This is a genomic window from Stenotrophomonas sp. TWI273 (genome assembly GCF_039674765.1).
In the GTDB taxonomy this organism is placed as follows: domain Bacteria; phylum Pseudomonadota; class Gammaproteobacteria; order Xanthomonadales; family Xanthomonadaceae; genus Stenotrophomonas.
Map to the genome: position 1 here is coordinate 315,002 of NZ_JBDJOA010000005.1, position 21,554 is coordinate 336,555.

Below are 21,554 nucleotides of genomic sequence, written 5' to 3' on the forward strand. Positions count from 1 at the left end.
CAGCCGGGCACTGTGGCCCCTGGGGGACCACTATGGCACAGGCAGGACCTGTCCATGTTCCACGTGGAACCGGGTGATATCTGTCGCGTCCACCAGCGCCGCCGGCACCTCGGTGGCGGTGATGAAGATCTGTGCCGGGCCGGCCTTGAGCCGTTCCAGCACCCGCGCCTGGTGATGGCGATCCAACTCGGACGACAGATCGTCCAGGGCGATCACCGGCCATTCGCCGCGCTGCTCGGCATAGTCCTCGGCCTGCGCCAGCAGGCAGGTGAGGGCGGTCAGCTTGGCTTGGCCGCGCGAGAGTGCATCCCGGCCCGGAATGGTCTCAAATCCGACGCTCCAGTCGGCCCGGTGCGGACCGACCGACGTATAGCCGGCCATGCGGTCACGTTCCCGGGCCAGCAGCAGGGCGTCGGAGAGCGAAACCTCCTGCTTGCGCCACCCTGGGCTCAAACTCAGCGACTGGATCCCCAGATTGGGCGCCAGTACGGCGGCCAGTTCCACGGTCCGTTCCTGTAGCCGTTCCAGGTAATGCTGGCGGCGGGTGGTCAGCGGTTCGCCGGCCTCGGCGAGCTCCCGGTCCCACGCATCGAGCGCGTTCGGGTGCCCTCCTTGCTTGAGCAGGGCATTGCGCTGTTTCAGGGCCCGCGAGTACCGCCGCCACAGACCCATGAAGTCTGGTTCCACGTGGAACAAACCCCAATCAAGGAACCGGCGACGCGGTTCGCCGCCGCCGCTGACCAAGGCATGGCTACCGGGCTCGAAGGTGACGACCGCCAGTGCGGCGCACAGCGTCCCGAGCTGAGCGACGTCTTCCCCGTCCAGTCGGCCTTTCCATTCCTGGCCGCTGTGGCGAAGCCCGGCCTTGCGACGGGTCGGGGTGTCGGCACCTTCGCGCTGCTCATCCCATTCCACGAACACATCCAGCGCCTCCCGGCCCTGGCGTACCAGGCCATCCCGGACACGGCCGCGAAAACTGCGCCCATACGCCATGACGTGCAGCGCCTCCAGGACACTGGTCTTGCCGGCGCCATTGTCACCGGTGATCAGGTTGATGCCCGGTTGCGGTGCCAGTTCGACGGTATCGAAGCGGCGAACCTGGTGCAGGGTCAAGCGGCGGATGTGCATGCGGACGATCAACGCCGCACGGGGCGGCAGACGGGTAGGGGGAATCGATCAGCTTACTGCATTGCCCAGGTTCCACGTGGCCGGATGCTCCGCGCGCCGGTTGTCGACCTGACCATTCGCCGAGGGCGGAAGGAGCCGGTCGGTGCGTCCCGGTGTTCAGCGCGATGGCGGCTCGGTCTGCCATGCGTGCATTTCGGGTGCGCCAACGATCATCGGGCCAGACAAGCGCGATGTTCGCCGCCGACGTCAGCGCCGCGGCCAGCACCGCCACGTGAAACCTCCGTTTCCCGCCGCATGGCCAGCTGGAGGGGCCTGAATTTTTTCAAATCTGCGCCGTACGCAGCACTGAGGTACTGCAGATTTCAACGAATTCGCACCGTTTTTTGCCCGCCTTGCGAGCCAGGACGCGGCCGGTCCCCTGTTTTTTTTGAAATCTGGACGTGAGGTCGAATCGCCGAAGCGTAGAACCCGAGCAGCTCGCGCAGACCCAAACGAGACTGTCCACACCCGCTCTGTATGGCTTATGCACAGCCTATGGGCAATCTGTGGATAAAAAGGGCCTCTTGAATGGCCTCGAAAGATATCCACAGGATCACCCCCAGGCTCAGACCCTGTTTTACCGGGGGTTTCAGGCCTATATTCCTCTTTAAAACCAACCACTTAACCTACTTTTCAACCAAATCTGGCCCTACCACCACCACCAAGCTTTAGATTTATATACAGTTTTTAAAAGCATAGAGCTGTGATCCAGCGGCCAAAAAGCCGGGTACCGCAGCGCTTCGGAGCGGACGTGCAGTTGGCGCAGGCCGCTCGGCTGACGTATGCAGAATCGACACGCGCGGCAGCCGTCCGCCGCCATTCGCTCTCTGGCCCCGTGCCGCACCAACCGAAGGGCCGGAGCAAACGTGGTCACCACCTCGTGGGGCTCGTTGCCAAAGTCCCGCTCGCTGCGCGTCCTCCGGCTCGCGAGCGTTGCGGATGCGCCACAGGATCAGTCGAACGGTACGGCCACGCCACAAACGCACCGCGCAAAAATAATGCTCCACGTGGAACATCGTTCTCTCGCCCAAAAAGAAACCCGGCAATGCCGGGCTTCTCAGAACCACTCGGTTCCACGTGGAACCTACACGTCGCAGGTCACAGACGCAGCGGCATCACCACGTGACGTGACTTCTCGCTGCTGGCCTCACGGACCAGGGCAGAGGAGTTCGAATCGCGTAGCTGGATCACGACGTGCTCGTCGCGCAGTGCGGACAACGCGTCCAGCAGGTAGTTCACGTTGAAGCCAATGGCCAGATCGCTGACCGTGGTATCGGCCTCGATCTCTTCCTGGGCTTCTTCCTGCTCCGGGTTGTGCGCGCTGATTTTCAGATTGCCCGGCGAGACTTCCACGCGGATGCCGCGGTACTTCTCGTTGGACAGAATCGCAGCGCGCTGCAGCGAGGCACGCAGGGCTTCGCGATCCACCTTCACTTCGCGGTCGGCACCGATCGGAATCACAGCCTCGTAATCCGGGAACCGGCCGTCGATCAGCTTGGAGGTGAAGGTCACATCGTCGCGCTTGACGCGAACGTGGCTGCGGCCGACTTCCAGCTCGATCTCACGATCGCCGCTTTCCAGCAGACGCTGCAGCTCGGTCACGCCCTTGCGCGGCACGATGATCTGACGCTTGGCGCCGCTGGCTTTTTCCAGCTCGGTTTCGCACAGCGCCAGGCGGTGACCGTCGGTCGCCACGGTACGCAGGGCATCGCCACGCAGGTCGAACAGCAGGCCGTTGAGGTAGTACCGCACGTCCTGCTGGGCCATCGCGAATGCGGTGCGTTCGATCAGTTCCTTCAGGGTCGCTTCGCCGATGGCCACGCGTTCGGTCGCTTCGACTTCGTCGACAGACGGGAAGTCGTTGGCCGGCAGCGTTGCCAGGGTGAAACGGCTGCGCCCGGCCTGCACGGTGATCTTGTCACCGGTCTGCGAGACGGTGATCCGGCTGCCGTCGGGCAGGGCGCGGATGATCTCGAACAACTTGCGGGCGGGGATGGTGGTCTCGCCGTCCTGGGCATCTTCCACCGCGATCCGCGACACCATTTCCACTTCCAGGTCCGTACCCGTCAGCGAGAGCTGTCCGTTCTGGACCTGAACCAGGAAATTAGCCAGAACCGGCAGGGTCTGGCGGCGTTCGACCACGTTGACGACTTGTGCCAACGGCTTGAGAAAGGCTTCGCGCTGCAGTGTGAAACGCATGTGGTTCCGTGCCCCTATGCTTTAAAAAAATGTGGAATAAATCAAAAGCTTGGTGGTGCTGGTAGGGCCAGAATCGCGGGAAAACACGACTAAGCCTTTGTAAACAATAGGGTTTTTGACCTAGAAACCCTCTGCATTACTAGCCCCCAAGGGGTGGGGAAAGGTGTGGATAACTTTACCGCCGAATCGAGCGGCTTTTTTATCCACAACCTATCCCGCGCTTACTACCGGATTCTGCACCGTTTTATGCGATGACGCCTTAGCGGCGTACATGCATCATTCGCTCAACTTCCGGATCAGCTTGTCCCAGTCTTCCCGCAACTTGCCGTCCGCTTCCATCAACGTCCGGATCTGCCGGCAGGCATGCAGCACCGTGGTGTGGTCCCGGCCGGCAAAGGCGTCGCCGATTTCCGGCAGGCTGTGCTCGGTCAGTTCCTTGGTCAGGGCCATGGCAACCTGACGGGGACGGGCCAGCGACCGGGTCCGACGCTTGGACAGCAGATCCTTGATCTGCAGCCCGTAGTAGTCGGCCACGGTTTTCTGGATGTTGGGAATGCTGATCGCCTGCTGCTGGGCGCGAAGCAGGTCGCGCAGGGTTTCCTGGGCGAAATCAGTGGTGATCGCACGGCCGGTGAAGTTGGCGCGTGCGGCCAGGGTATTCAACGCACCTTCGAGGTCGCGGACATTGGAGCGCATCTTCTTGGCAATCAGAAACGCCACATCGTCGGGGATATCGGTGCCACGCTCGCGGGCCTTGGCCAGCACGATCGCTGCACGCGTCTCGAAGTCCGGCGGCTCGATCGCCACCGACAGGCCCCAGGCCAGGCGCGACTTCAGCCGTGCTTCCAGGCCCTCGACTTCGCGCGGGTACCGGTCGCAGGTCAGGATGATCTGCTGCTTGCCGTCGAACAGGGCGTTGAACGTGTGGAAGAACTCTTCCTGGGTACGGTCCTTGCCGGCGAAGAACTGGATGTCATCGATCAGCAGCGCGTCCACCTGCTGGAACTGGCGCTTGAACTGGTCCATGGTTTTTTCCTGCAGCGCACGGATCATCGCGCTGAAGAACTGTTCCGAACGCAGGTACAGCACCTTGGCCGCCGGATTGGCCTGACGCATCGCATTGCCGGCCGCGAACATCAGGTGGGTCTTGCCCAGGCCGGTCCCGCCGTAGAGCAGCAACGGGTTGTGGGCGCGGTCGCCCGGCTTCTGCGCCGCCTGGAACGCCGCGGCCAGACCCAGCTGGTTGCTGCGGCCTTCCACGAAGTTGGCGAAGGTGTAGTGCGAATCCATGTTGCCGGCGAACGGCACCAGCGGTTCGGCCGGCGCCGCCGGTGCGGACAGGCCCGGAATCGGCGCGATCTGCGCCTCTACCGGACGCGGACGCGAGCCGATTTCAAGAAAAACGTCGCCGAAACCGGCGAAGTGCGCCAGCAGCTCCTTGATGCGCGGCAGATACAGCTCGCGCACCTGGTCGACGATGAAGGCGTTTGGCGCATAAAGCACCAGGCTGTCCGCGCGCAGATCTGCCTGCAGCGGCTTCAACCAGGTGTGAACATCCTCGGGCGGAAACTCCGCTTCGAGGCGTTCGAGAGAACGAGACCAGGCATCCATCGGCAATAATCGTCTGGGGCCAGCGGATAGGCGAACAAAAGCGCCGCACCGCAGGCCGGAAGGGGGGAAGAATGGATGGCGCAGACTACCACCGACGAGGGGGGCCGGGAATGGTTGTCCCAAAGTTATTCACAAAACGATCCACAGCTATTGCACAGCCCGGTGAATTCCCGTAGTGACAGACACTTGACGGGACCTCGATGAGGTCTATAGAATTTCCGGTTCTTTCCGTCCCCTTCATATAGAGGCCCGCATGGCCACCAAGCGCACTTTCCAACCCAGCAACCTCAAGCGTAAGCGCGACCATGGCTTCCGTGCCCGTATGAAGACCGCTGACGGCCGCAAGATCCTGTCGCGTCGCCGCGCCAAGGGCCGTAAAGTCCTGAGCGCTTGATTGCAATGCCGCTTTCCGCGGCAGACGCAATCCTGACTGTGAGCAGTTCCGACCCGCGCAAGCGATTTCCTCGCTCTGCGCGGGTTCGTACGCGTGCCGAATATACAACGGTCTTCAACGGCGCCCGCCGTGTGTCCGATCCGCTGATGACCCTGCACTGGCTGAAGAGCGATACGCCAGCCAGGTTGGGTCTTGCGGTGTCGCGCAAAGTCGATCCCCGAGCCGTGGGTCGCAACCGAGTGAAGCGTGTGTTGCGCGATGCCACACGCCACGTACGGCCGTGGATGAGTGCCGGCGATTACGTCGTCGTTGCCCGCAGTGCCGCCCGTACCGCCAGCAATTCAGAACTCCGCCAGGCCTTTGAACGCCTGTTGCGCCGCCTTGGCGCATTGCCCATGCCGGGCGCGGACGGCACAATGCCGCCGCCCCTGGGCGTTGCACCCCTTTCCCAGTCCGAGCCGGCATTGCGTGCCGGCCCCGTCGAGCCTGCACGCTGATGAACCAGACCCGCGTTTTCCTGATTTTTGCCTGGCTGATGGTGGCCGTGTTGCTGTGGATGGAGTGGGGCCGCGATAAAGCCGCGCCGCCGACCCCGGCCGTGGCCACCCAGACTACCCAGGCCAGCGTGCCGGGTGCGGCTGCCGGCAGCATCCCCGGTGCGCCCGTGCCCCAGGCGGACGGTTCCCTGCCGGCGGCACAGCCGGCCGCACAGACCGAGGCCGGTCCGGCCCGCGTGACCATCACCACCGACGTCCTGCGTCTGGTGCTGGACGGTGGCACGGTGCTGGATGCCGAGCTGCTGCAGTTCCCGCAGACCAAGGAAGAAGGCAGCCCGCCGGTCCGCCTGCTGACCGAAGAAGCGACCCACCCGTACCGCGCGGTGAGTGGCTGGATCAGCGAAGACAAGACCATGCCGGTGCCGGCCGCCAACGGCTTCAAGCTGGTCGGCGACAACCACGACTTCGTGCTGGCCAAGGGCCAGGACGAGGTCACGGTGCCTTTCGAATGGACCGGCCCGAACGGCGTGACCATCCGCCGCACCTACTCGCTGGGTCGCAACGAGTACGCGATCACGGTGAAGGATGAAGTGGTCAACGGTGGCAGCGCCCCGTGGAGCGGCTACGTGTTCCGCACCCTGGACCGCACCCCGACCATCCTCTCGCGCAGCATGACCAACCCGGACTCGTTCAGCTTCAACGGCGCGACCTGGTTCAGCCCGCAGGACGGTTACGAGCGTCGCGCGTTCAAGGATTACCTGGACGACGGCCACCTCAACCGCACCATCACCGGCGGCTGGCTGGCGATGCTGCAGCACCACTTCTTCACCGCGTGGATTCCGCAGGCCGACCAGGCCGCGCAGTACTCGCTGGCGCAGAACAACGGCCGCGACCAGATCGAAGCGCGTGGCCCGGCTTTCACCGTGGCCCCGGGCCAGCAGGTCAGCACCGAAGCCCGTCTGTGGGTCGGCCCGAAGCTGGTCAACCTGATCGCCAAGGAAGACGTGAAGGGCCTGGACCGCGTGGTCGACTACAGCCGCTTCTCGCTGATGGCGATCATCGGCCAGGGCCTGTTCTGGGTCCTCAACCAGGTCCACAAGGTCGTCAACAACTGGGGCTGGGCGATCGTCGGCCTGGTGGTGCTGCTGAAGCTGGTGCTGTATCCGCTCTCGGCCGTGCAGTACAAGTCCGGCGCCAAGATGCGTCGCTTCCAGCCGCGCATCGCGCAGCTCAAGGAACGCTATGGCGATGACCGCCAGAAGTTCCAGACCGCGATGATGGAGCTGTACAAGAAAGAGAAGATCAACCCGATGGGCGGCTGTCTGCCGATCCTCATCCAGATGCCGATCTTCTTCGCGCTGTACTGGGTGCTGGTGGAATCGGTGGAACTGCGCCAGGCCCCGTGGCTGGGCTGGATCCAGGATCTGACCGCACGTGACCCGTACTTCATCCTGCCGGTGATCAACGTGGCGGTGATGTGGGCCACCCAGAAGCTGACCCCGGCACCGGGCATGGACCCGATGCAGGCCAAGATGATGCAGCTGATGCCGCTGGTGTTCGGCGTCATGATGGCCTTCATGCCGTCCGGTCTGGTGCTGTACTGGGTCGTCAACGGCGGCCTGGGCCTGCTCCAGCAGTGGTGGATGACCAAGCGTCATGGCAGCGATCCGCTGCCGGTCGTCACCGCCAAGAAGTAAGCCACACAGGAGACCCGCCGCAAGGCGGGTTTCCTGCATCTGCGGCCCGGCCAACCGTGCGGTCCGTAGAATGCCCCCTGATTCCCCGCACCCTGCAGTGAGCCCGACATGACCCATGCCCCCGACACCATCGTGGCCATCGCCACCGCGCCCGGCGCTGGCGGCGTCGGCATGCTGCGGCTGTCCGGCCCGCAGGCGCGGCCCATCGCCGAGGCGATCGGCGTGCGCGCGATGCAGCCACGGCATGCGCACTACGCGCGCTTCCGCGATGCGGGCGACGAGGTGATCGACGACGGCATCGCGCTGTGGTTCCCGGCGCCGAACAGCTTCACCGGCGAAGAGGTGGTGGAACTGCAGGGGCACGGCAGCCCGGTGGTGCTGCAGCAGCTGGTCGCGCGCTGCATTGCCTTGGGCGCACGCCAGGCACGACCCGGTGAGTTCAGCGAGCGCGCCTTCCTCAACGGCAAGCTCGACCTGGCCCAGGCCGAAGCCATCGCCGACCTGATCGCCGCCAGCGACACCCGCGCAGCGCGCGCGGCCCGCCGCTCGCTGGACGGCGTGTTCTCGCGCCGTGTGGACGAGGTCGCAGAACAGCTTGTTCTGCTGCGGATCCACGTGGAGGCGGCGATCGACTTCGCCGACGAACCGCTCGATACCCTCGGCGGCGCGCAGGTGCGCAGTGGCCTGGTCACCGCCCTGCAGGCGTTGATCCGGCTCCGCGAGGATGCCGAACGCGGCCGCAAACTGCGCGACGGCCTGCACGCCGTGCTGGTCGGGCCGCCGAACGCCGGCAAGAGTTCGTTGCTCAATGCGCTGGCCGGCAGTGAACGGGCGATCGTCACCGACATCGCCGGGACCACCCGCGACACCCTGCGCGAGACCATCCGCATCGACGGTCTTGAGCTCACGCTGGTCGACACCGCCGGCCTGCGCGACGGCGGCGACGCGATCGAGCGCGAGGGCATGCGCCGGGCGCGCGTGGAGATGCAGCGCACCGACCTGGCCATCGTGGTGGTCGATGCACGCGATCCGCAGGCCGGCCGCGACGCGGTGGGCGACAGCATCGACGATGTGCCGCAGCAGCTGTGGATCCACAACAAGAGCGATCTGCTGGCCGCGATGCCGTCCGACGCTCGTGCAGACGTGGTGCATGTCTCGGCCGCGACCGGCCTCGGCCTGGATCAGCTGCACGCACGCCTGCGCGCGCTGGCCAGCGGCAGTGCCGGCGACAGCGTGGACGGTGAGTTCTCCGCGCGCGCCCGCCACGTCGAGGCGATCAGCCAGGGCATCGGCCATGCCGAGCGCGCCGAATCGGAGCTGGTCCACGAGCATCTGGAGCTGGCGGCAGAGGAACTGCGCCTGGCCCATGAGGCGCTGGGCGAGATCACCGGGCGGATGAGCGCCGATGACCTGCTGGGGCGGATTTTCTCGAGCTTCTGTATCGGGAAGTAGGCACGCGGCCTTTCTTCGCGCTGTCACAGCCTTGCAGCAGACTGACCGGGTTCTTTATCGACAGGGGTTTGCAGTGTCCAAGCAGTTGTGGGGAGGTGTGTTGCTGGTGTCGCTGGCCGTGGCACCATCGGTGGCCATGAGCGCTGAATCGTCTTCCTCCACGCCGGCCAGGGCCGCCGTCTACGGCCACCGCGGCGCCAGTGCGCTGCTGCCCGAGCACACGCTCGCCGCGTACGCGCAGGCCATCGCCGATGGCGCCGACTACATCGAGCCGGACCTGGTGATGACCAAGGACGGCGTGCTGGTATCGCGGCACGAGAACGAGATCGGCGGCACCACCGATGTGGCCGCGCACCCCGAGTTCGCCAGCCGCAAGACCGTCAAGACCATCGACGGCGAGCGCATCGAAGGCTGGTTCACCGAAGACTTCAGCCTGGCCGAACTGAAGACGCTGTACGCCCGCGAGCGCCTGCCGCAGCTGCGCAGCACCGCGTTCGACGGCCAGTTCCGCATCGCCACGCTGGACGAAATCATCGCCTTCCTGGTGCAGCAGGCCGGCCGCGCCAACCGCGGCATCGGGCTGGTGCCCGAGATCAAACACGGCACCTACTTCAAGGGCATCGGCCTGCCGATAGAAGACAAGGTGCTGGCCACGCTGCAGGGCAACGCCTATACCCGCGTGGCGCCGGTGACGATCCAGTCCTTCGAGGTCGGCAACCTGCGTTACCTGCGCGGCAAGCTCGGCCGCGACAGCAATATCCGCCTGCTGCAGCTGCTCGGCGATCCCAAGCAGCAGCCCGGTGATGTACTCGCGGCCAAGGGCAGCCAGCGCTATGCCGACCTGATCACCCCGGCCGGGCTGCGCGACGTGGCCACCTATGCCGACGGCATCGGCCCAAGCCTGCGCATGGTCATTCCGCTGGACGCGCAGGGGAAGCTCGGCACCCCGACCTCCCTGGTGCGTGATGCGCATGCGGCCGGCTTGATGGTGGTGCCGTATACGTTCCGGCCGGAAAACTACTTCCAGGCCGCGGAGTTCCGCAGCGGCGAGCCGAATACCCGCAACGCGGAAGGTTCGGTCGCCGAGATGCGGGCCTATCTGGCCACCGGCATCGATGCCTTCTTCACCGATGACCCGGCGCTGGGCAGGCGTGCGGTGGATGGGGATGGCGCACCGGCGAGCCGGTAGGTACCGACCGTTGGTCGGTACGATCGTGATCGGCGCGATATCGGAATGTCCGGCGCACGGCAGCCACGCATGGCGTGGCTCTACCCCGGCATGCCATCAGATGGCGTCGCCGGTCAATCCAGCGATGACCCTTCATCGCGCCGCCGGAACGGCAGCACCACGAAGTCGCGGCCCTCGCGCGGTTGCCACAGCACCGGCACGCGGGTCGGGGAGGGCGGCTCCAGATCGGCGTCGCGCGCTGCCTCGATGTCGTCCTCTTCCTCATCCTCCCAGCTGTAGCGTTTGCGCGGCGCCATCGGGTCGGAGAGGCGGAACAGCAGCGCGCTGATGATGCCGGCGAAGGCACCGCCCATATGCGATTGCCAGGACACGCCCGGCTCGTGCGGCAGGATGGTCAGCAGCATGCTGCCGTAGAACAGGAAGGCGATCAGCCCGGCAGCGATCGCTGGCCGGTCGCGGCGCAGCAGGCCGAGCACGAACACCAGGAACATCAGGCCGTGGGTGATGCCACTGGCGCCCAGATGGCGGCTGCCCAGATCGCCGAGCAACCAGGCACCCAGGCCCGAGCCGAGCCACAGCAGGGGCAGCGCGCGCAGCGTTGCTTTGGGATACACGCTGCCGGCCAGGGTGCCGAGGATCAGCAGGGCTGCCGCGTTGGCACCCAGATGCTGGATCGAGCCGTGCAGCAGCGGTGCACCGAGAATGCCGAGCAGGCCGGCCTTGTCCAGCGGGGCCACGGCCCACGGACGCCAGTCGAAGTGGCCCTGGGCGGTATACACCGCGACCAGCAGCACCACGAAGGCCAGGCTCAGGTTGAACGCCCGCAGTACACCACCACGGTCGTTGCGGGACGGAACCGGCGGCGCGCCGGTGGGCTGGGGCAGGTTGGCGTTCATACCCTTAGGGATGGCGTCGCCCCGGATGAACACAAGGGCAACGTCGTGGGAGAGAGAGGTACCGCCTGCGGGACAATCCCGCAGGCGGCACGGTCGGTCAGGCGTGGCCGCCTTCTTTCGGCGGGTTCTTCAAGCTCAACACCACGGTCGCGGCGATGATCACCGCCACCACGCCCAGCGAGATCGGGGTGGGGATCTTGAAGAGGTCGATCAGCATCATCTTGATGCCGATGAAGGCCAGCACCAGGGCCAGGCCGTACGGCAACAGGTGGAAGCGATCGGCCATGCCGGCCAGCAGGAAGAACATCGCGCGCAGGCCCAGCACCGCGAAGACGTTGGAGGTCAGCACGATGAACGGGTCGGTGGTGATGGCAAAGATCGCCGGGATGCTGTCCACCGCGAAGATCACGTCGGTGACCGCGATCAGGATCAGCACCACGAACAGCGGCGTGAACCAGCGCTTGCCATCGCGCATGACGCTCATGGCGTTGCCGGCATAGTCGGGCAGCAGGCGCAGGTGCTTGCGCATCCAGCGCAGGGCGGGGTTGGTCTCAAGATCCGGCTCGCTGCCGGCCGAGAACCACATCTTCCAACCGGTGAAGAGCAGGAACGCACCGAACACGTAGAGCAGCCAGTGGAACTTGGTCAGCAGCACGCTGCCGGCGAAGATCATGATCGTACGCAGCACGATCGCGCCCAGGATGCCGATGATCAATACCTTCTGACGCTGTTCCTCGGGCACCGCGAAGTAGCCCATGATCATCAGGAACACGAAGATGTTGTCCACCGCCAGGGCTTTCTCGACCAGGTAACCGGTCAGGAACTCCAGGCCGACCTTGTTGGCCACCACCTGGCCGGCAGTCTCGTTCAGGTAGTACCAGAGGCCACCGTTGAAGGCCAGGGCCAGGGCGACCCAGCCGATGGACCACCACAGGGCTTCTTTGAAGGTGACCTTGTGGGGGCCGCCGTGTCGCATCAGGACGAGGTCGACCAGCAGCGCGATGATCACCACCGCGCCGAAGCCGCCCCACAACCACACATTACCGATCGTCTGCATTGGGTTTATCCGTTGGAAAAATAGATTGCCTCAAGCCGGATGGCGAGGATCTGCAACGGAGGATCGGGGGGATCCAGGGACAGAGCTTCGCCATACGGCGAAGGTCTCGCTCGCAGTCCCGATGGGTGGGACTGCCGTTGCACCGGAGCCTGCGGGCTCGAATTGACGGCGACAACGTCTGGGAGCTACTCCCCTTCTGGGGCCGATTCTGCGGGGTGCCGGGGCCGGCGTCAAATCCTTTCCATGCCCCGGTGCGGCTGAACGAAACGCCCCAACCGGTAGTGACGGCCGCTGGCCATCAACCACGTAGCGGCCGGGTTTAGCGCGCTGACGGCCAGCGGCCGTCACCACCAGAGCGCCAGCGGCGTCGCTCCCAGCGCCGAGGGCTGCAGGCTTCCCGTTTACAATACGCCCATGAATACCCCTGCCCCCGTTGTCCGCCTCAAGAACGCCTGGCGCTCCAGCCACCCGTGGATCTTCCAGAAACTGGTCGAAAAGCCGGCCGTCCGTCCCAAACCCGGTGCCATCGTCGACGTCGTCGGCGTGGACGGAGAGTGGATCGGGCGTGGCTTCTACAACGGTCATTCGCGCATTGCCGTGCGCATCCTGGAGACCGATCAGGGCATCCCGGTCGACGCCGGCTGGTTCTCGCGCAAGATCGCCCAGGCGGTGTCGCTGCGCCGTGAGGTGCTCAAGCTGGACGAGATCTCCGATGCCTGGCGCGTGGTCCACAGCGAAGGTGACGGTCTGTCCGGCCTGGTCGTGGATCGTTATGGCGACCTGGTCGTGGTCGAATTCTTCGCCGCCGGCATGTTCCGCCACCGCGAGTGGGTGTATGAAGCCCTGCGCGAACAATTCCCGGGCTGCCGTTTCCACAGCTTCGCCGACGAACACGTGCAGAAGCAGGAAAGCTTCGACTTCCACGGCAACACCACCACCGAAGCCTCGGTGATCACCGAGTACGGCGTGAAGTTCCGCGCCGACCCGGCCGGTGCGCACAAGACCGGCTTCTTCGCCGATCAGCGTGAGAACCGCCAATGGCTGAGCCAGCAGGTGGAAGGCAAGACCGTGCTGGACCTGTGCTGCAACACCGGTGGCTTTGCGGTGTACGCCGCCGCGCGCGGTGCGGCCGAGGTGGTCGGCATCGACATCGATGAAGACGTGATCGCCATCGCCAAGGGCAACGCCAAGCTCAACAACGTGCGCCCGAAGTTCATCCAGTCCGACATCTTCCCGTGGCTGCGCGATGCTTCCAACCGCGGCGAGCAGTTCGACGTGGTGATCCTGGACCCGGCCAAGATGACCCGCGACCGCGACCAGGTCATCACCGCGCTGAAGAAGTATCTGGACATGAACAAGCTGGCGCTGGGAGTGGTCAAGCCCGGTGGCCTGCTCGCCACGTTCTCGTGCACCGGCCTGGTGGCCGAAGATCAGTTCCTGGACATGCTGCGCCGCGCCGCCTTCTACGCCGGCCGCACCATCCAGATCCTGAAGGTGGCCGGCGCCGGTCCGGATCACCCGTTCATGGCCCACGTGCAGGAATCGCGGTATCTCAAGGCGGTGTTCTGCCGCGTGGTGGATTGAGGTCTGACCGGGCCAGACCCGTTGAACCCGGGACCGTAGAGCCACGCCATGCGTGGCTTCGCGGGCCAGATCAAGCCCAGCCACGCATGGCGTGGCTCGACAACCCAAGGTGAGGCGTCATGACGTTGCGCAGTCTGTCTTTGCTGGTCTCGCTGGCGTTGTGCACGCCACTGGCCGCCCACGCGGTCGACTTCACCCCGCAGGAACTGGCCAGGGCGTCCACGCTGCAGCAGCGGCTGCTGACCCTGGACAGCCATCTGGATACGCCGGCCAACTTCCACCGCGCCGGCTTCGACATCACCCAGCGGCACGACCACAACGCACTGTCGCAGGTGGACTACCCGCGCATGGTCGAAGGCGCGCTCGACGGCGGCTTCTGGGCGATCTACACCGATCAGGGCGACCGCAGCGCGCAGGCGCACCAGCATGACCGCGATGCCGGCCTGCTGCGGCTGACCGAGATCCGCGAGATGCTCGCCGCGCATCCGGACACCTTCCAGCTTGCGCTGACCGCCGCCGATGCCGCGCGCATCAAGGCCGCCGGCAAGCGCGTGGTCTACATCAGCATGGAGAACGCCAGCCCGCTGGTCGACGATCCCACACTGCTCAGCTACTACCACCTGGCCGGCCTGCGCCTGCTCAGCACGGTGCATTTCGCCAACAACGAGTTCGCCGATTCGGCCACCGATCCCAAGGGCGCCGAGTGGAAGGGCCTGAGTCCGGCCGGCAAGGCGCTGGTGGATGAAGCGGTGCGGCTGGGCATCGTGATCGATCAGTCGCATGCCGCCGATGCGGTGTTCGATGATCTGATCGAGCGCATGCCGGTGCCGTTCGTGCTCTCGCACAGCTCGGCCAAGGCGATCTACAACCATCCGCGCAACCTCGACGATGCGCGTCTGAAGCGGCTGGCCAAGGCCGGCGGCGTGATCCAGGTCAACGCCTATGGTGGTTATCTGATCGACACCGCCAAGAGTGAGGCGCGCAAGGCGGCCGAGACGGCGCTGATGGCGCAGCTGGGCACCGATTACGACGGCATGAGCATCCAGCAGGGTGTCGCGCTGAAGAAGGGATTGGAGGAAATCGACCAGCGCATTCCGCTGCGCAAGGCCACGCTCGACGATTTCTTCGCGCATTTCGAGCACATCCTCACGGTGGTCGGCCCCGAACACGTGGGCATCGGGCTGGACTGGGATGGCGGCGGCGGCCTGGCCGATCTGCCCGACGTGAGCCAGCTGCCGAAGATCACCGCGTGGCTGCTGCGCAAGGGCTACAGCGAGAAACAGATCGCCGGTATCTGGGGCGGCAACCTGCTGCGCGTCATGCAGCAGGCGCAGGATCACGCGGCCAAGGTCGCCGCCGCGAAACCCTGAGGCCAGTGGCGCGTCGCGCGCTGCGCGGCAGGGTGGTGTCACCGCTGCCAACAACGAAAAAGGCAGGCCCTGGGCCTGCCTTTTTCACCCCCGCTCATCGCCGGCCCGGTGGCCGGCGCGATAGCTCAGCGTTTGCCCAGGACCGCATTGCGACGCCCGTAGGCGAAGTAGGCGATCAGGCCCAGAACGTTCCACGCCAGGAAGTACAACTGCGTGGTGCTCGGCAGGCTGAAGAACAGGTACACACAGCCGATCACCGCCAGCGGGCCGACCACGTAGGCCAGCGGCGTGCGGAACTTGCGCACGCGGTTCGGCTCGCGCTTGCGCAGCACCACCAGGCACAGGCCCACCGCGGTGAACGCGGCCAGCGTGCCGGCGTTGGCCAGCGCGGCGATCTCGTCCAGACGTGCCACGCCGGCCAGCGCGGCCACCAGCACCGCGGTGAACAGCGTGGTGGCGACCGGCGTGCCGGTGCGCGCGCTGACCTTGGAAAGACCGCGCGGCAGCAGGCCATCGCGCGACATGACGAAGAAGATGCGGCTCTGGCCGTACAGGAAGGCCAGCAGCACGGTCGGCAGCGCGATCACGGCGGCAGCGCCGATCCACTTGGCCGCACCCGGGCTGCCCAGCTCGCGCAGGATCAGCGCCAGCGGCTCGGCGCTCTGGCCGAAGATCGTGTAGCTCATCGCACCCACGGCGGCCAGCGCCACCAGCACGTAGATGATGGTGCAACCGACCATCGAGCCGATGATGCCGATCGCCAGGTCGCGCTCGGGCTTCTTGGTTTCTTCAGCGGCGGTGGAGATCGCATCGAAGCCGTAGAACGCGAAGAAGATGATCGCGGCGGCCGCCATCACCCCGCGTTCCACGCCATCGGCGCCCAGCGACTTGACGAAGCCGAACGGCATGAACGGCTCCATGTGGCCGGTATCGAAGTGCGGCAGGGCGATCGCCACGAACACGGTCAGCGCGATGATCTTGATCACCACCAGGACTGCGTTGAGGGTCGCGCTTTCCTTGGTGCCGGCCATCAGCATGCCGGCCACCAGGAAGGTGATCAGCACCGCCGGCAGGTTGATGAAGCCGCCTTCCACGTGGGGGCCGGCGGTCAGCATCAAGGGCAGGTCGATCCCGAAGCCGTGCAGGAAGCCGACCGCGTAGCCGGACCACCCGACCGCGACCGTGCTCACCACCAGCGAGTACTCCAGGATCAGGCTCCAGCCGACCACCCAGGCCACCACCTCGCCCAGGGCGGTGTAGCTGTAGGTGTAGGCGCTGCCAGCGGCCGGCATCATCGTCGACAGCTCGGCATAGGACAGGGCCGCGCAGGCGCAGACCGCGCCGGCGATGGCGAAGGAAATCAGCACCGCGGGGCCGGCCAGGTTCGCGCCGACACCGATCAGGGTGTAGATGCCGGTGCCGACGATGGCGCCGATGCCCAGCGCGATCAGGTGCGGCCAACTCAGGGTCGGGATCAGTTGCCTGCCGGCTTCATGGACGGTGACAGTGTCTAGGGACTTGCGCCGGAGCAATGACATGGGGCCTCGCGGTGGATGACTGTGAACGACAAGTCTGCGAGTTTTACCGAACGCGGCGCAGCATTACTACTGCCAAGCGTCGTAAGCGGCTGCACGGCCCGCATGACTGAGGCGAAGGTGACGAAACCGGCACAAAGGCCGGACGCTCATTCCCAGTGGCAGCCCGTGTCGGTCATCGCACCGACGTCTTCACCGAACACGGTCTGCTGGCCCGTCCGCGCGTTGGTGTAGGAGAAGCCATAGATACGCGCGCCCTGGGTGCTGATCGCATAGTGGCCGATGACCTTGCCGTCCAGGTGCTCGTCCCACACCGTATCGAACTGCCAAGGGCGATCCTCGGCCAGTACCGTGCTCTCCTGCGAGGCCAGGGTCAGCCGCAGCCACGCGGTCTTGCCGGCGTAACGCACATGACTGACCCGCTCACCGTCGGCAGTGCCCTCGGGGAGTTTCCATTCAAGGTGGATCTGTTGGCGGCTGCCGCCGGTCAGGCAGCGGATCTCATCGGCGTGTGCCGGCGCGATGGCCAGCAGCAGCAACAGCGGGGCGAGCCAGCGCATGGGGCAGGGTCCAACCAGGCAGAAAGAGGGCCATTGTCCTCCCCCGCGCACGCTGTCGGCAGCCTCGGCCGGATCGAGCATGCCGATCCGGCCGGTGGAGGTCAGCGGTTCAACGTTGCCATGGCCGCAGGGGCATAACGCGGGCCGGCGGCGGCATGGGCCGGGAAGATCGCATCGATCCGGGCCAGCGCGTCGGCGCTCAGCTGCACCTGCAGCGCGCCGAGGTTCTCTTCCAGATAGGCCAGCCGCTTGGTGCCCGGGATCGGCACCAGGTCTTCGCCCTGCGCCAGCACCCAGGCCAGGGCCAGCTGCCCGGGGCTCACGCCCTGGGTCTTGGCCATCGCGGTGACCGCGTCGACCAGCGCCAGGTTGCGGTCGAAGTTCTCGCCCTGGAAACGCGGCGATTGGCGGCGGTAGTCATCGGCGTCGAAATCGGCCGGGCTGCGGATCGCGCCGGTCAGGAAGCCACGGCCCAGCGGCGAGTAGGGTACGAAGCCGATGCCGAGCTCGCGCACCGTCGCCAGCACACCGTTGGCTTCCGGATCGCGCGACCACAGCGAGTACTCGGTCTGCACCGCGGTGATCGGATGCACCGCATGGGCGCGGCGGATCGTGCTTGCCGAGGCTTCGGAGAGGCCGAGGAAGCGCACCTTGCCCTGTTCGACCAGCCGCGCCATCGCCCCCACGGTGTCCTCGATCGGCACCGTGCCGTCCACGCGGTGCTGGTAGTACAGGTCGATGTGGTCCACGCCCAGCCGCTGCAGGCTGGCCTCGCAGGCGGCGATCACGTACTCGGGGCGGCCATCGACGCTGCGCGCGGCGGTGTCGCTCGGCTCCAGCCTGATCCCGAACTTGGTGGCGAGGAACACCTGGTCGCGGCGGCCGGCGATCGCCTTGCCGACCAGCACCTCGTTGGTGTGCGGGCCGTACATGTCGGCGGTGTCGAGCAGGGTGACGCCGCGTTCCAGCGCGCGGTGGATGACCGCGATCGCGTCGGCATCGCTGCCGCGGCCGCCATAGAAGGCGCTCATGCCCATGCAGCCCAGGCCGAGCGCGGAAACGGTGGGGCCATCACGGCCAAGGGTGCGGGTCTGCATGAAGTACTCCGGGGAAGGGAAGGAACAGGACCAGCATCCTCCTGCGGACTATGTGGATAAACTGGCCGCTCCTGCATCGTCTTTGAAGCAAGCCTTCACAATGAGCGCTCAGCATCCCCTGCCCGCCGTGGTTGCCTTCGCCCGCGTCGCGCACCATGCCAGCTTCACCCGGGCCGCCGACGAGCTGGGCGTATCGCCCTCGGCGCTCTCGCAGACGGTGCGTGCGCTGGAGGCCCACCTTGGCGTGCGGCTGCTGCACCGGACCACGCGCCGGGTCGGCCTGACCGAGCAGGGCGCACGCTTCCTGGCGCAGGTACGCGAGGGCCTGGCCCGGATCGACGCCGCGTTCGACGACCTGGACCAGGTGCGCGATGTCCCCGCCGGCAAGCTGCGCATCAACGTGCCGCGGATCGCTGCCGAACTGCTGGTGCTGCCGCACCTGCCCGGCTTCCTGGCGCGTTATCCACAGATCGAGGTGGAGCTGTTCGTGGAAACCGCGCTGACCGATCTGGTCGCCGGCGGCTTCGACGCGGGGATCCGCTTGGGCGAAAGCCTGGCCCGCGGCATGATCGCGGTGCCGATCGGGCCGCTGGAACGCCAGGTGGTGGTGGCCACGCCGGACTATCTGGCCATGCACGGCGTGCCCGCGACCCCGGCCGACCTGGTCGCGCACGAGTGCATCGTGCACCGGCTCAGCACCGGCCGGCGGATGGCGTGGGAGTTCACCGGCGAGGGTCGCGATTTCGAGGTCGAGGTGGCGGGCCGGCTGGTGTTCAACGACGCCGGGCTGATCCATGCCGCCGTCACCCGGGGCATTGGCCTGGCCCAGGGGTTCGAGGCGCTGTACGCCGGCGACGTGGCGGCCGGCCGGCTGCAGTGCGTGCTGCAGGACTGGCAGCAGCCGTTCGCCGGTTTCCACCTTTACTACCCGGCACGTGAGCAGATGGCGCCCAAGCTGCGGGTGTTCATCGACCACCTGCGTGAGGCGATGCGGCGCTGACGCGCGCGGCTGGGCCGGTGCCGGGCAGCAGGGCGCGTGCCCAGTCTGCCTGCGGTGGATGGCCCTGTGGATAGATCACCTGCGCATCCCCGGGGAAGCGCTTGCAGCACAACACGCCGTCGGCATCGAACAGACGCCAGCCCTGCGCCGCCGCTTCGGCCTCGGCGATGCGATGGCGCAGCCCAAGCACCAGGCTGGCGTGGCAGTCGAACAGGCACGTACGCAGATCGATCCGGTCCAGCGGCTGAAGCCCCGCGACGATGCGGGTCACGGCGGGATGGGCCAGATCGATGCGCCGGGTGTGCATGCCGAGCAGGCGCTCGTCATGACCGCTCAGGTGCTGCACGAAGTAGACAGGTGGCGGCATGGGGTCCCCGCAGTGTTGCGCACGCGCCGGTGGCGACGTTGGACGATGGCGCCGATTGGACACCTCGCCGGTACGCAGGGGAATCTCAATGTTTGAATGAAAACCGAGCGTCGCGATGATGCTGCCTATCCGCAGCCGAACACGACGCGCGCTGTCATCGTGCACCCTGCCGGCCTGCAAGGGTTCAGCCGCTCACGCCCAGCCGCACACCGAACCCGACCAGGAACACCCCTGCGACCCGCCTCAGCCAAAGCCCGACACGCGGGTGCTGCAGAATCCGACGGCGCAGCAGGTTGCCCACCCCGATCAGCACCGAGCAGTAGGCCAGCCCCATGACGAAGATGATCAGCGCCATGGTCGCAAACGTCACCACACCCTGGTGCCGTGCCGGATCGATGAACAACGGCAGGAAGGCCATGTAGAAGATGATCGCCTTCGGGTTGAGCAGGTTGATCAGCACCGCCTGGCGGAAGTAGTGGCCCGGCGTGAGGCGGATGCCACCTTCCTCGCCCTGGGCGCGCGGTGCGCGCAGCAGGCCGATGCCGATCCACACCAGGTACGCCGCGCCGAGGTACTGCACCGCGTGGAACACCAGCGGGTTGGCCTTGAGCAGCGCCGCCACACCGGCTACCGCCAGCCACATCAGGATCTGGTCGCCCAGCAGCAGGCCGAACAGCGCCGTGTAACCGCCGCGCACCCCGCCGCGCCCGGTGGCGGTGAGCAGGGTGAAGGTGCCTGGGCCCGGCAGTGCAAGGAACACCAGCACGGCAGCAACAAAGGTCCACAGATCCTGGATGCCCATCCACGGCATGGCGGCGACTCGACTACGGGGGGAGGGGCATTGTCCGGCAGCCGCGCGCCGGGCGATAGCGTCAGCGCGCGCCGGCCGGCAACCCGGCGAGCAGCGGCTGCAGCCGTTGCGCGAACATCGCATGCAGCTGCCGGATGGCGGGCGAGAACTGCTTGCGGTGCGGGCACACCAGGTTCAACGGAAGACTGTCGCCGGCCCCGTCCAGCAGCACCTGCAGGCGCCCGGCCTGCACATCGGCGCAGATATCCAGCCACGACTTGAACACGATGCCTTCCCCCGCCACTGCCCAGCGCCGGACCACGTCGGCATCGTCGCAGACCATGTTGCCGCGCACCGGGATCACCGTGCGCCGACCATCGGCCTCGAAGCTCCAGCGGTCATAGGCACGCCCAGCGAGTTGATAGAGCAGGCAGTGGTGCTCCTTCAGCGCTTCCAGGTTGTCCGGCGTACCGTGCCGGGCCAGGTAGTCCGGTGATGCGGCCAGCACCCGGCGATTGCCGGGCAGCAGGGGCAGGGCGACATAGCTGGCGTTGTCGAAGCGGCCCAGGCGGAAGGCGATGTCGACCGGATCGCGGAACACATCGGCCACCTGGTCGGACAACTGCAGGCGCAGCTGCAGCTTCGGGTGCGCGGCGCGGAACTCGGTCAGCCATGGCAGCAGCAGGTTGCGGCCCAGATCCGAGGGTGCGGCCACCTGCAGCGTGCCGCGCAGTTCGGCATCCTCGCCACGCACCCGGGCCTCGCCCTCGCGCAGCGCGGCCAGCACCTCCTGCGCATAGGGCAGGTACAGCGCGCCCTCGGCGGTCAGGCGCAGGCTGCGGGTGGAGCGCACGAACAGGCGCAGGTCCAGCTCGCGTTCCAGCCGCGCCACCGCCGCAGCAACCTGGCCGGGCAGCAGATCCGCCTCGCGTGCGGCGTTGGAAAAGCTGCCCAGCGCGGCGGTGCGGACGAACAGGGCGAGGTCGTCGAACCGGATCATTTTCATTCCTGCAGTGAAAGTGCTGCCCGATTTTGCGCCTTTCTCCACCCCGCCGTGAAGCGCACGCTGTCCGCCTTCCCCACTGGATCTCC

The 21,554-nt window shown here is 66.3% G+C and carries 19 protein-coding genes; 8 read left to right on the plus strand and 11 right to left on the minus strand.

The window, feature by feature from the left end:
• Window positions 1-30: 30 nt before the first annotated feature.
• From recF to dnaA, 3 genes are all read right to left on the minus strand, one after another.
• Entirely contained in the window at window positions 31-1,128 is a 1,098-nt protein-coding gene (gene recF, locus ABE571_RS09615; protein WP_313211275.1) for a DNA replication/repair protein RecF, read from the minus strand.
• A gap of 1,137 nt (window positions 1,129-2,265) precedes the next feature.
• On the minus strand, window positions 2,266-3,366 hold the full coding sequence (gene dnaN, locus ABE571_RS09620) for a DNA polymerase III subunit beta (RefSeq protein ID WP_019184048.1): 1,101 nt from the start codon (window positions 3,364-3,366) through the stop codon (window positions 2,266-2,268).
• A 276-nt stretch (window positions 3,367-3,642) separates the two neighbouring features.
• Window positions 3,643-4,977 carry a chromosomal replication initiator protein DnaA gene (gene dnaA, locus ABE571_RS09625; RefSeq protein WP_046272260.1) on the minus strand — a complete coding sequence of 445 codons (1,335 nt, stop codon included), beginning with the start codon at window positions 4,975-4,977 and terminating at the stop codon, window positions 3,643-3,645.
• Window positions 4,978-5,230: 253 nt separating this feature from the next.
• Here dnaA and rpmH point away from each other — a divergent pair, with 253 nt between their 5' ends.
• From rpmH to ABE571_RS09650, 5 genes are all read left to right on the plus strand, one after another.
• Window positions 5,231-5,371 (plus strand): 50S ribosomal protein L34, encoded by a 141-nt coding sequence (rpmH, locus tag ABE571_RS09630; protein WP_006404565.1) that lies wholly within the window; start codon window positions 5,231-5,233, stop codon window positions 5,369-5,371.
• Window positions 5,372-5,376: 5 nt separating this feature from the next.
• Window positions 5,377-5,868, plus strand: coding sequence for a ribonuclease P protein component (gene rnpA, locus ABE571_RS09635; protein WP_313211276.1), 492 nt, complete (start codon window positions 5,377-5,379; stop codon window positions 5,866-5,868).
• Window positions 5,868-7,565, plus strand: a complete 1,698-nt coding sequence (yidC, locus tag ABE571_RS09640) for a membrane protein insertase YidC (RefSeq protein ID WP_088435262.1) — start codon at window positions 5,868-5,870, stop codon at window positions 7,563-7,565. The genes rnpA and yidC overlap by 1 nt, the downstream gene beginning before the upstream one ends.
• 108 nt (window positions 7,566-7,673) lie before the next feature.
• On the plus strand, window positions 7,674-9,017 hold the full coding sequence (gene mnmE, locus ABE571_RS09645; RefSeq protein ID WP_313211277.1) for a tRNA uridine-5-carboxymethylaminomethyl(34) synthesis GTPase MnmE: 1,344 nt from the start codon (window positions 7,674-7,676) through the stop codon (window positions 9,015-9,017).
• A 136-nt stretch (window positions 9,018-9,153) separates the two neighbouring features.
• Complete coding sequence (locus ABE571_RS09650) at window positions 9,154-10,206, plus strand: glycerophosphodiester phosphodiesterase (RefSeq protein ID WP_346493636.1); 1,053 nt, start codon at window positions 9,154-9,156, stop codon at window positions 10,204-10,206.
• A gap of 113 nt (window positions 10,207-10,319) precedes the next feature.
• Here ABE571_RS09650 and ABE571_RS09655 read toward each other — a convergent pair whose 3' ends face one another.
• Window positions 10,320-11,102, minus strand: coding sequence for a rhomboid family intramembrane serine protease (locus tag ABE571_RS09655; RefSeq protein WP_070474180.1), 783 nt, complete (start codon window positions 11,100-11,102; stop codon window positions 10,320-10,322).
• Window positions 11,103-11,199: 97 nt separating this feature from the next.
• Window positions 11,200-12,159 carry a TerC family protein gene (locus tag ABE571_RS09660; protein ID WP_070474178.1) on the minus strand — a complete coding sequence of 320 codons (960 nt, stop codon included), beginning with the start codon at window positions 12,157-12,159 and terminating at the stop codon, window positions 11,200-11,202.
• Window positions 12,160-12,573: 414 nt separating this feature from the next.
• On the opposite strand from ABE571_RS09660, the gene ABE571_RS09665 reads away from it, so the two are divergent.
• Window positions 12,574-13,743, plus strand: a complete 1,170-nt coding sequence (locus ABE571_RS09665; RefSeq protein WP_313211278.1) for a class I SAM-dependent rRNA methyltransferase — start codon at window positions 12,574-12,576, stop codon at window positions 13,741-13,743.
• Window positions 13,744-13,862: 119 nt separating this feature from the next.
• On the plus strand, window positions 13,863-15,113 hold the full coding sequence (locus tag ABE571_RS09670; RefSeq protein ID WP_346462796.1) for a dipeptidase: 1,251 nt from the start codon (window positions 13,863-13,865) through the stop codon (window positions 15,111-15,113).
• Window positions 15,114-15,238: 125 nt separating this feature from the next.
• Here the strand turns inward: ABE571_RS09670 and ABE571_RS09675 are convergent, their stop codons facing one another.
• From ABE571_RS09675 to ABE571_RS09685, 3 genes are all read right to left on the minus strand, one after another.
• On the minus strand, window positions 15,239-16,651 hold the full coding sequence (locus tag ABE571_RS09675) for an amino acid permease (RefSeq protein ID WP_313211280.1): 1,413 nt from the start codon (window positions 16,649-16,651) through the stop codon (window positions 15,239-15,241).
• 146 nt (window positions 16,652-16,797) lie between these two features.
• Window positions 16,798-17,208: a hypothetical protein gene (locus tag ABE571_RS09680; RefSeq protein WP_313211281.1), complete on the minus strand. Its 411-nt coding sequence runs from the start codon at window positions 17,206-17,208 to the stop codon at window positions 16,798-16,800.
• Window positions 17,209-17,309: 101 nt separating this feature from the next.
• On the minus strand, window positions 17,310-18,305 hold the full coding sequence (locus ABE571_RS09685) for an aldo/keto reductase (protein ID WP_313211282.1): 996 nt from the start codon (window positions 18,303-18,305) through the stop codon (window positions 17,310-17,312).
• Between the two features lie 100 nt (window positions 18,306-18,405).
• Between ABE571_RS09685 and ABE571_RS09690 the strand changes: the two genes are divergently transcribed.
• Entirely contained in the window at window positions 18,406-19,305 is a 900-nt protein-coding gene (locus tag ABE571_RS09690) for a LysR family transcriptional regulator (RefSeq protein ID WP_346493622.1), read from the plus strand.
• Here ABE571_RS09690 and ABE571_RS09695 read toward each other — a convergent pair.
• The 3 genes from ABE571_RS09695 to ABE571_RS09705 form a co-directional block, all read right to left on the minus strand.
• On the minus strand, window positions 19,271-19,672 hold the full coding sequence (locus tag ABE571_RS09695) for a hypothetical protein (RefSeq protein WP_070474169.1): 402 nt from the start codon (window positions 19,670-19,672) through the stop codon (window positions 19,271-19,273). The genes ABE571_RS09690 and ABE571_RS09695 overlap by 35 nt on opposite strands.
• A gap of 184 nt (window positions 19,673-19,856) precedes the next feature.
• The gene (leuE, locus tag ABE571_RS09700; RefSeq protein ID WP_070474168.1) at window positions 19,857-20,483 is read right to left on the minus strand and encodes a leucine efflux protein LeuE; all 627 of its coding nucleotides are present in this window, start codon (window positions 20,481-20,483) and stop codon (window positions 19,857-19,859) included.
• Between the two features lie 61 nt (window positions 20,484-20,544).
• Window positions 20,545-21,468 (minus strand): LysR family transcriptional regulator, encoded by a 924-nt coding sequence (locus tag ABE571_RS09705; RefSeq protein ID WP_313211285.1) that lies wholly within the window; start codon window positions 21,466-21,468, stop codon window positions 20,545-20,547.
• Between the last annotated feature and the right edge of the window lie 86 nt (window positions 21,469-21,554).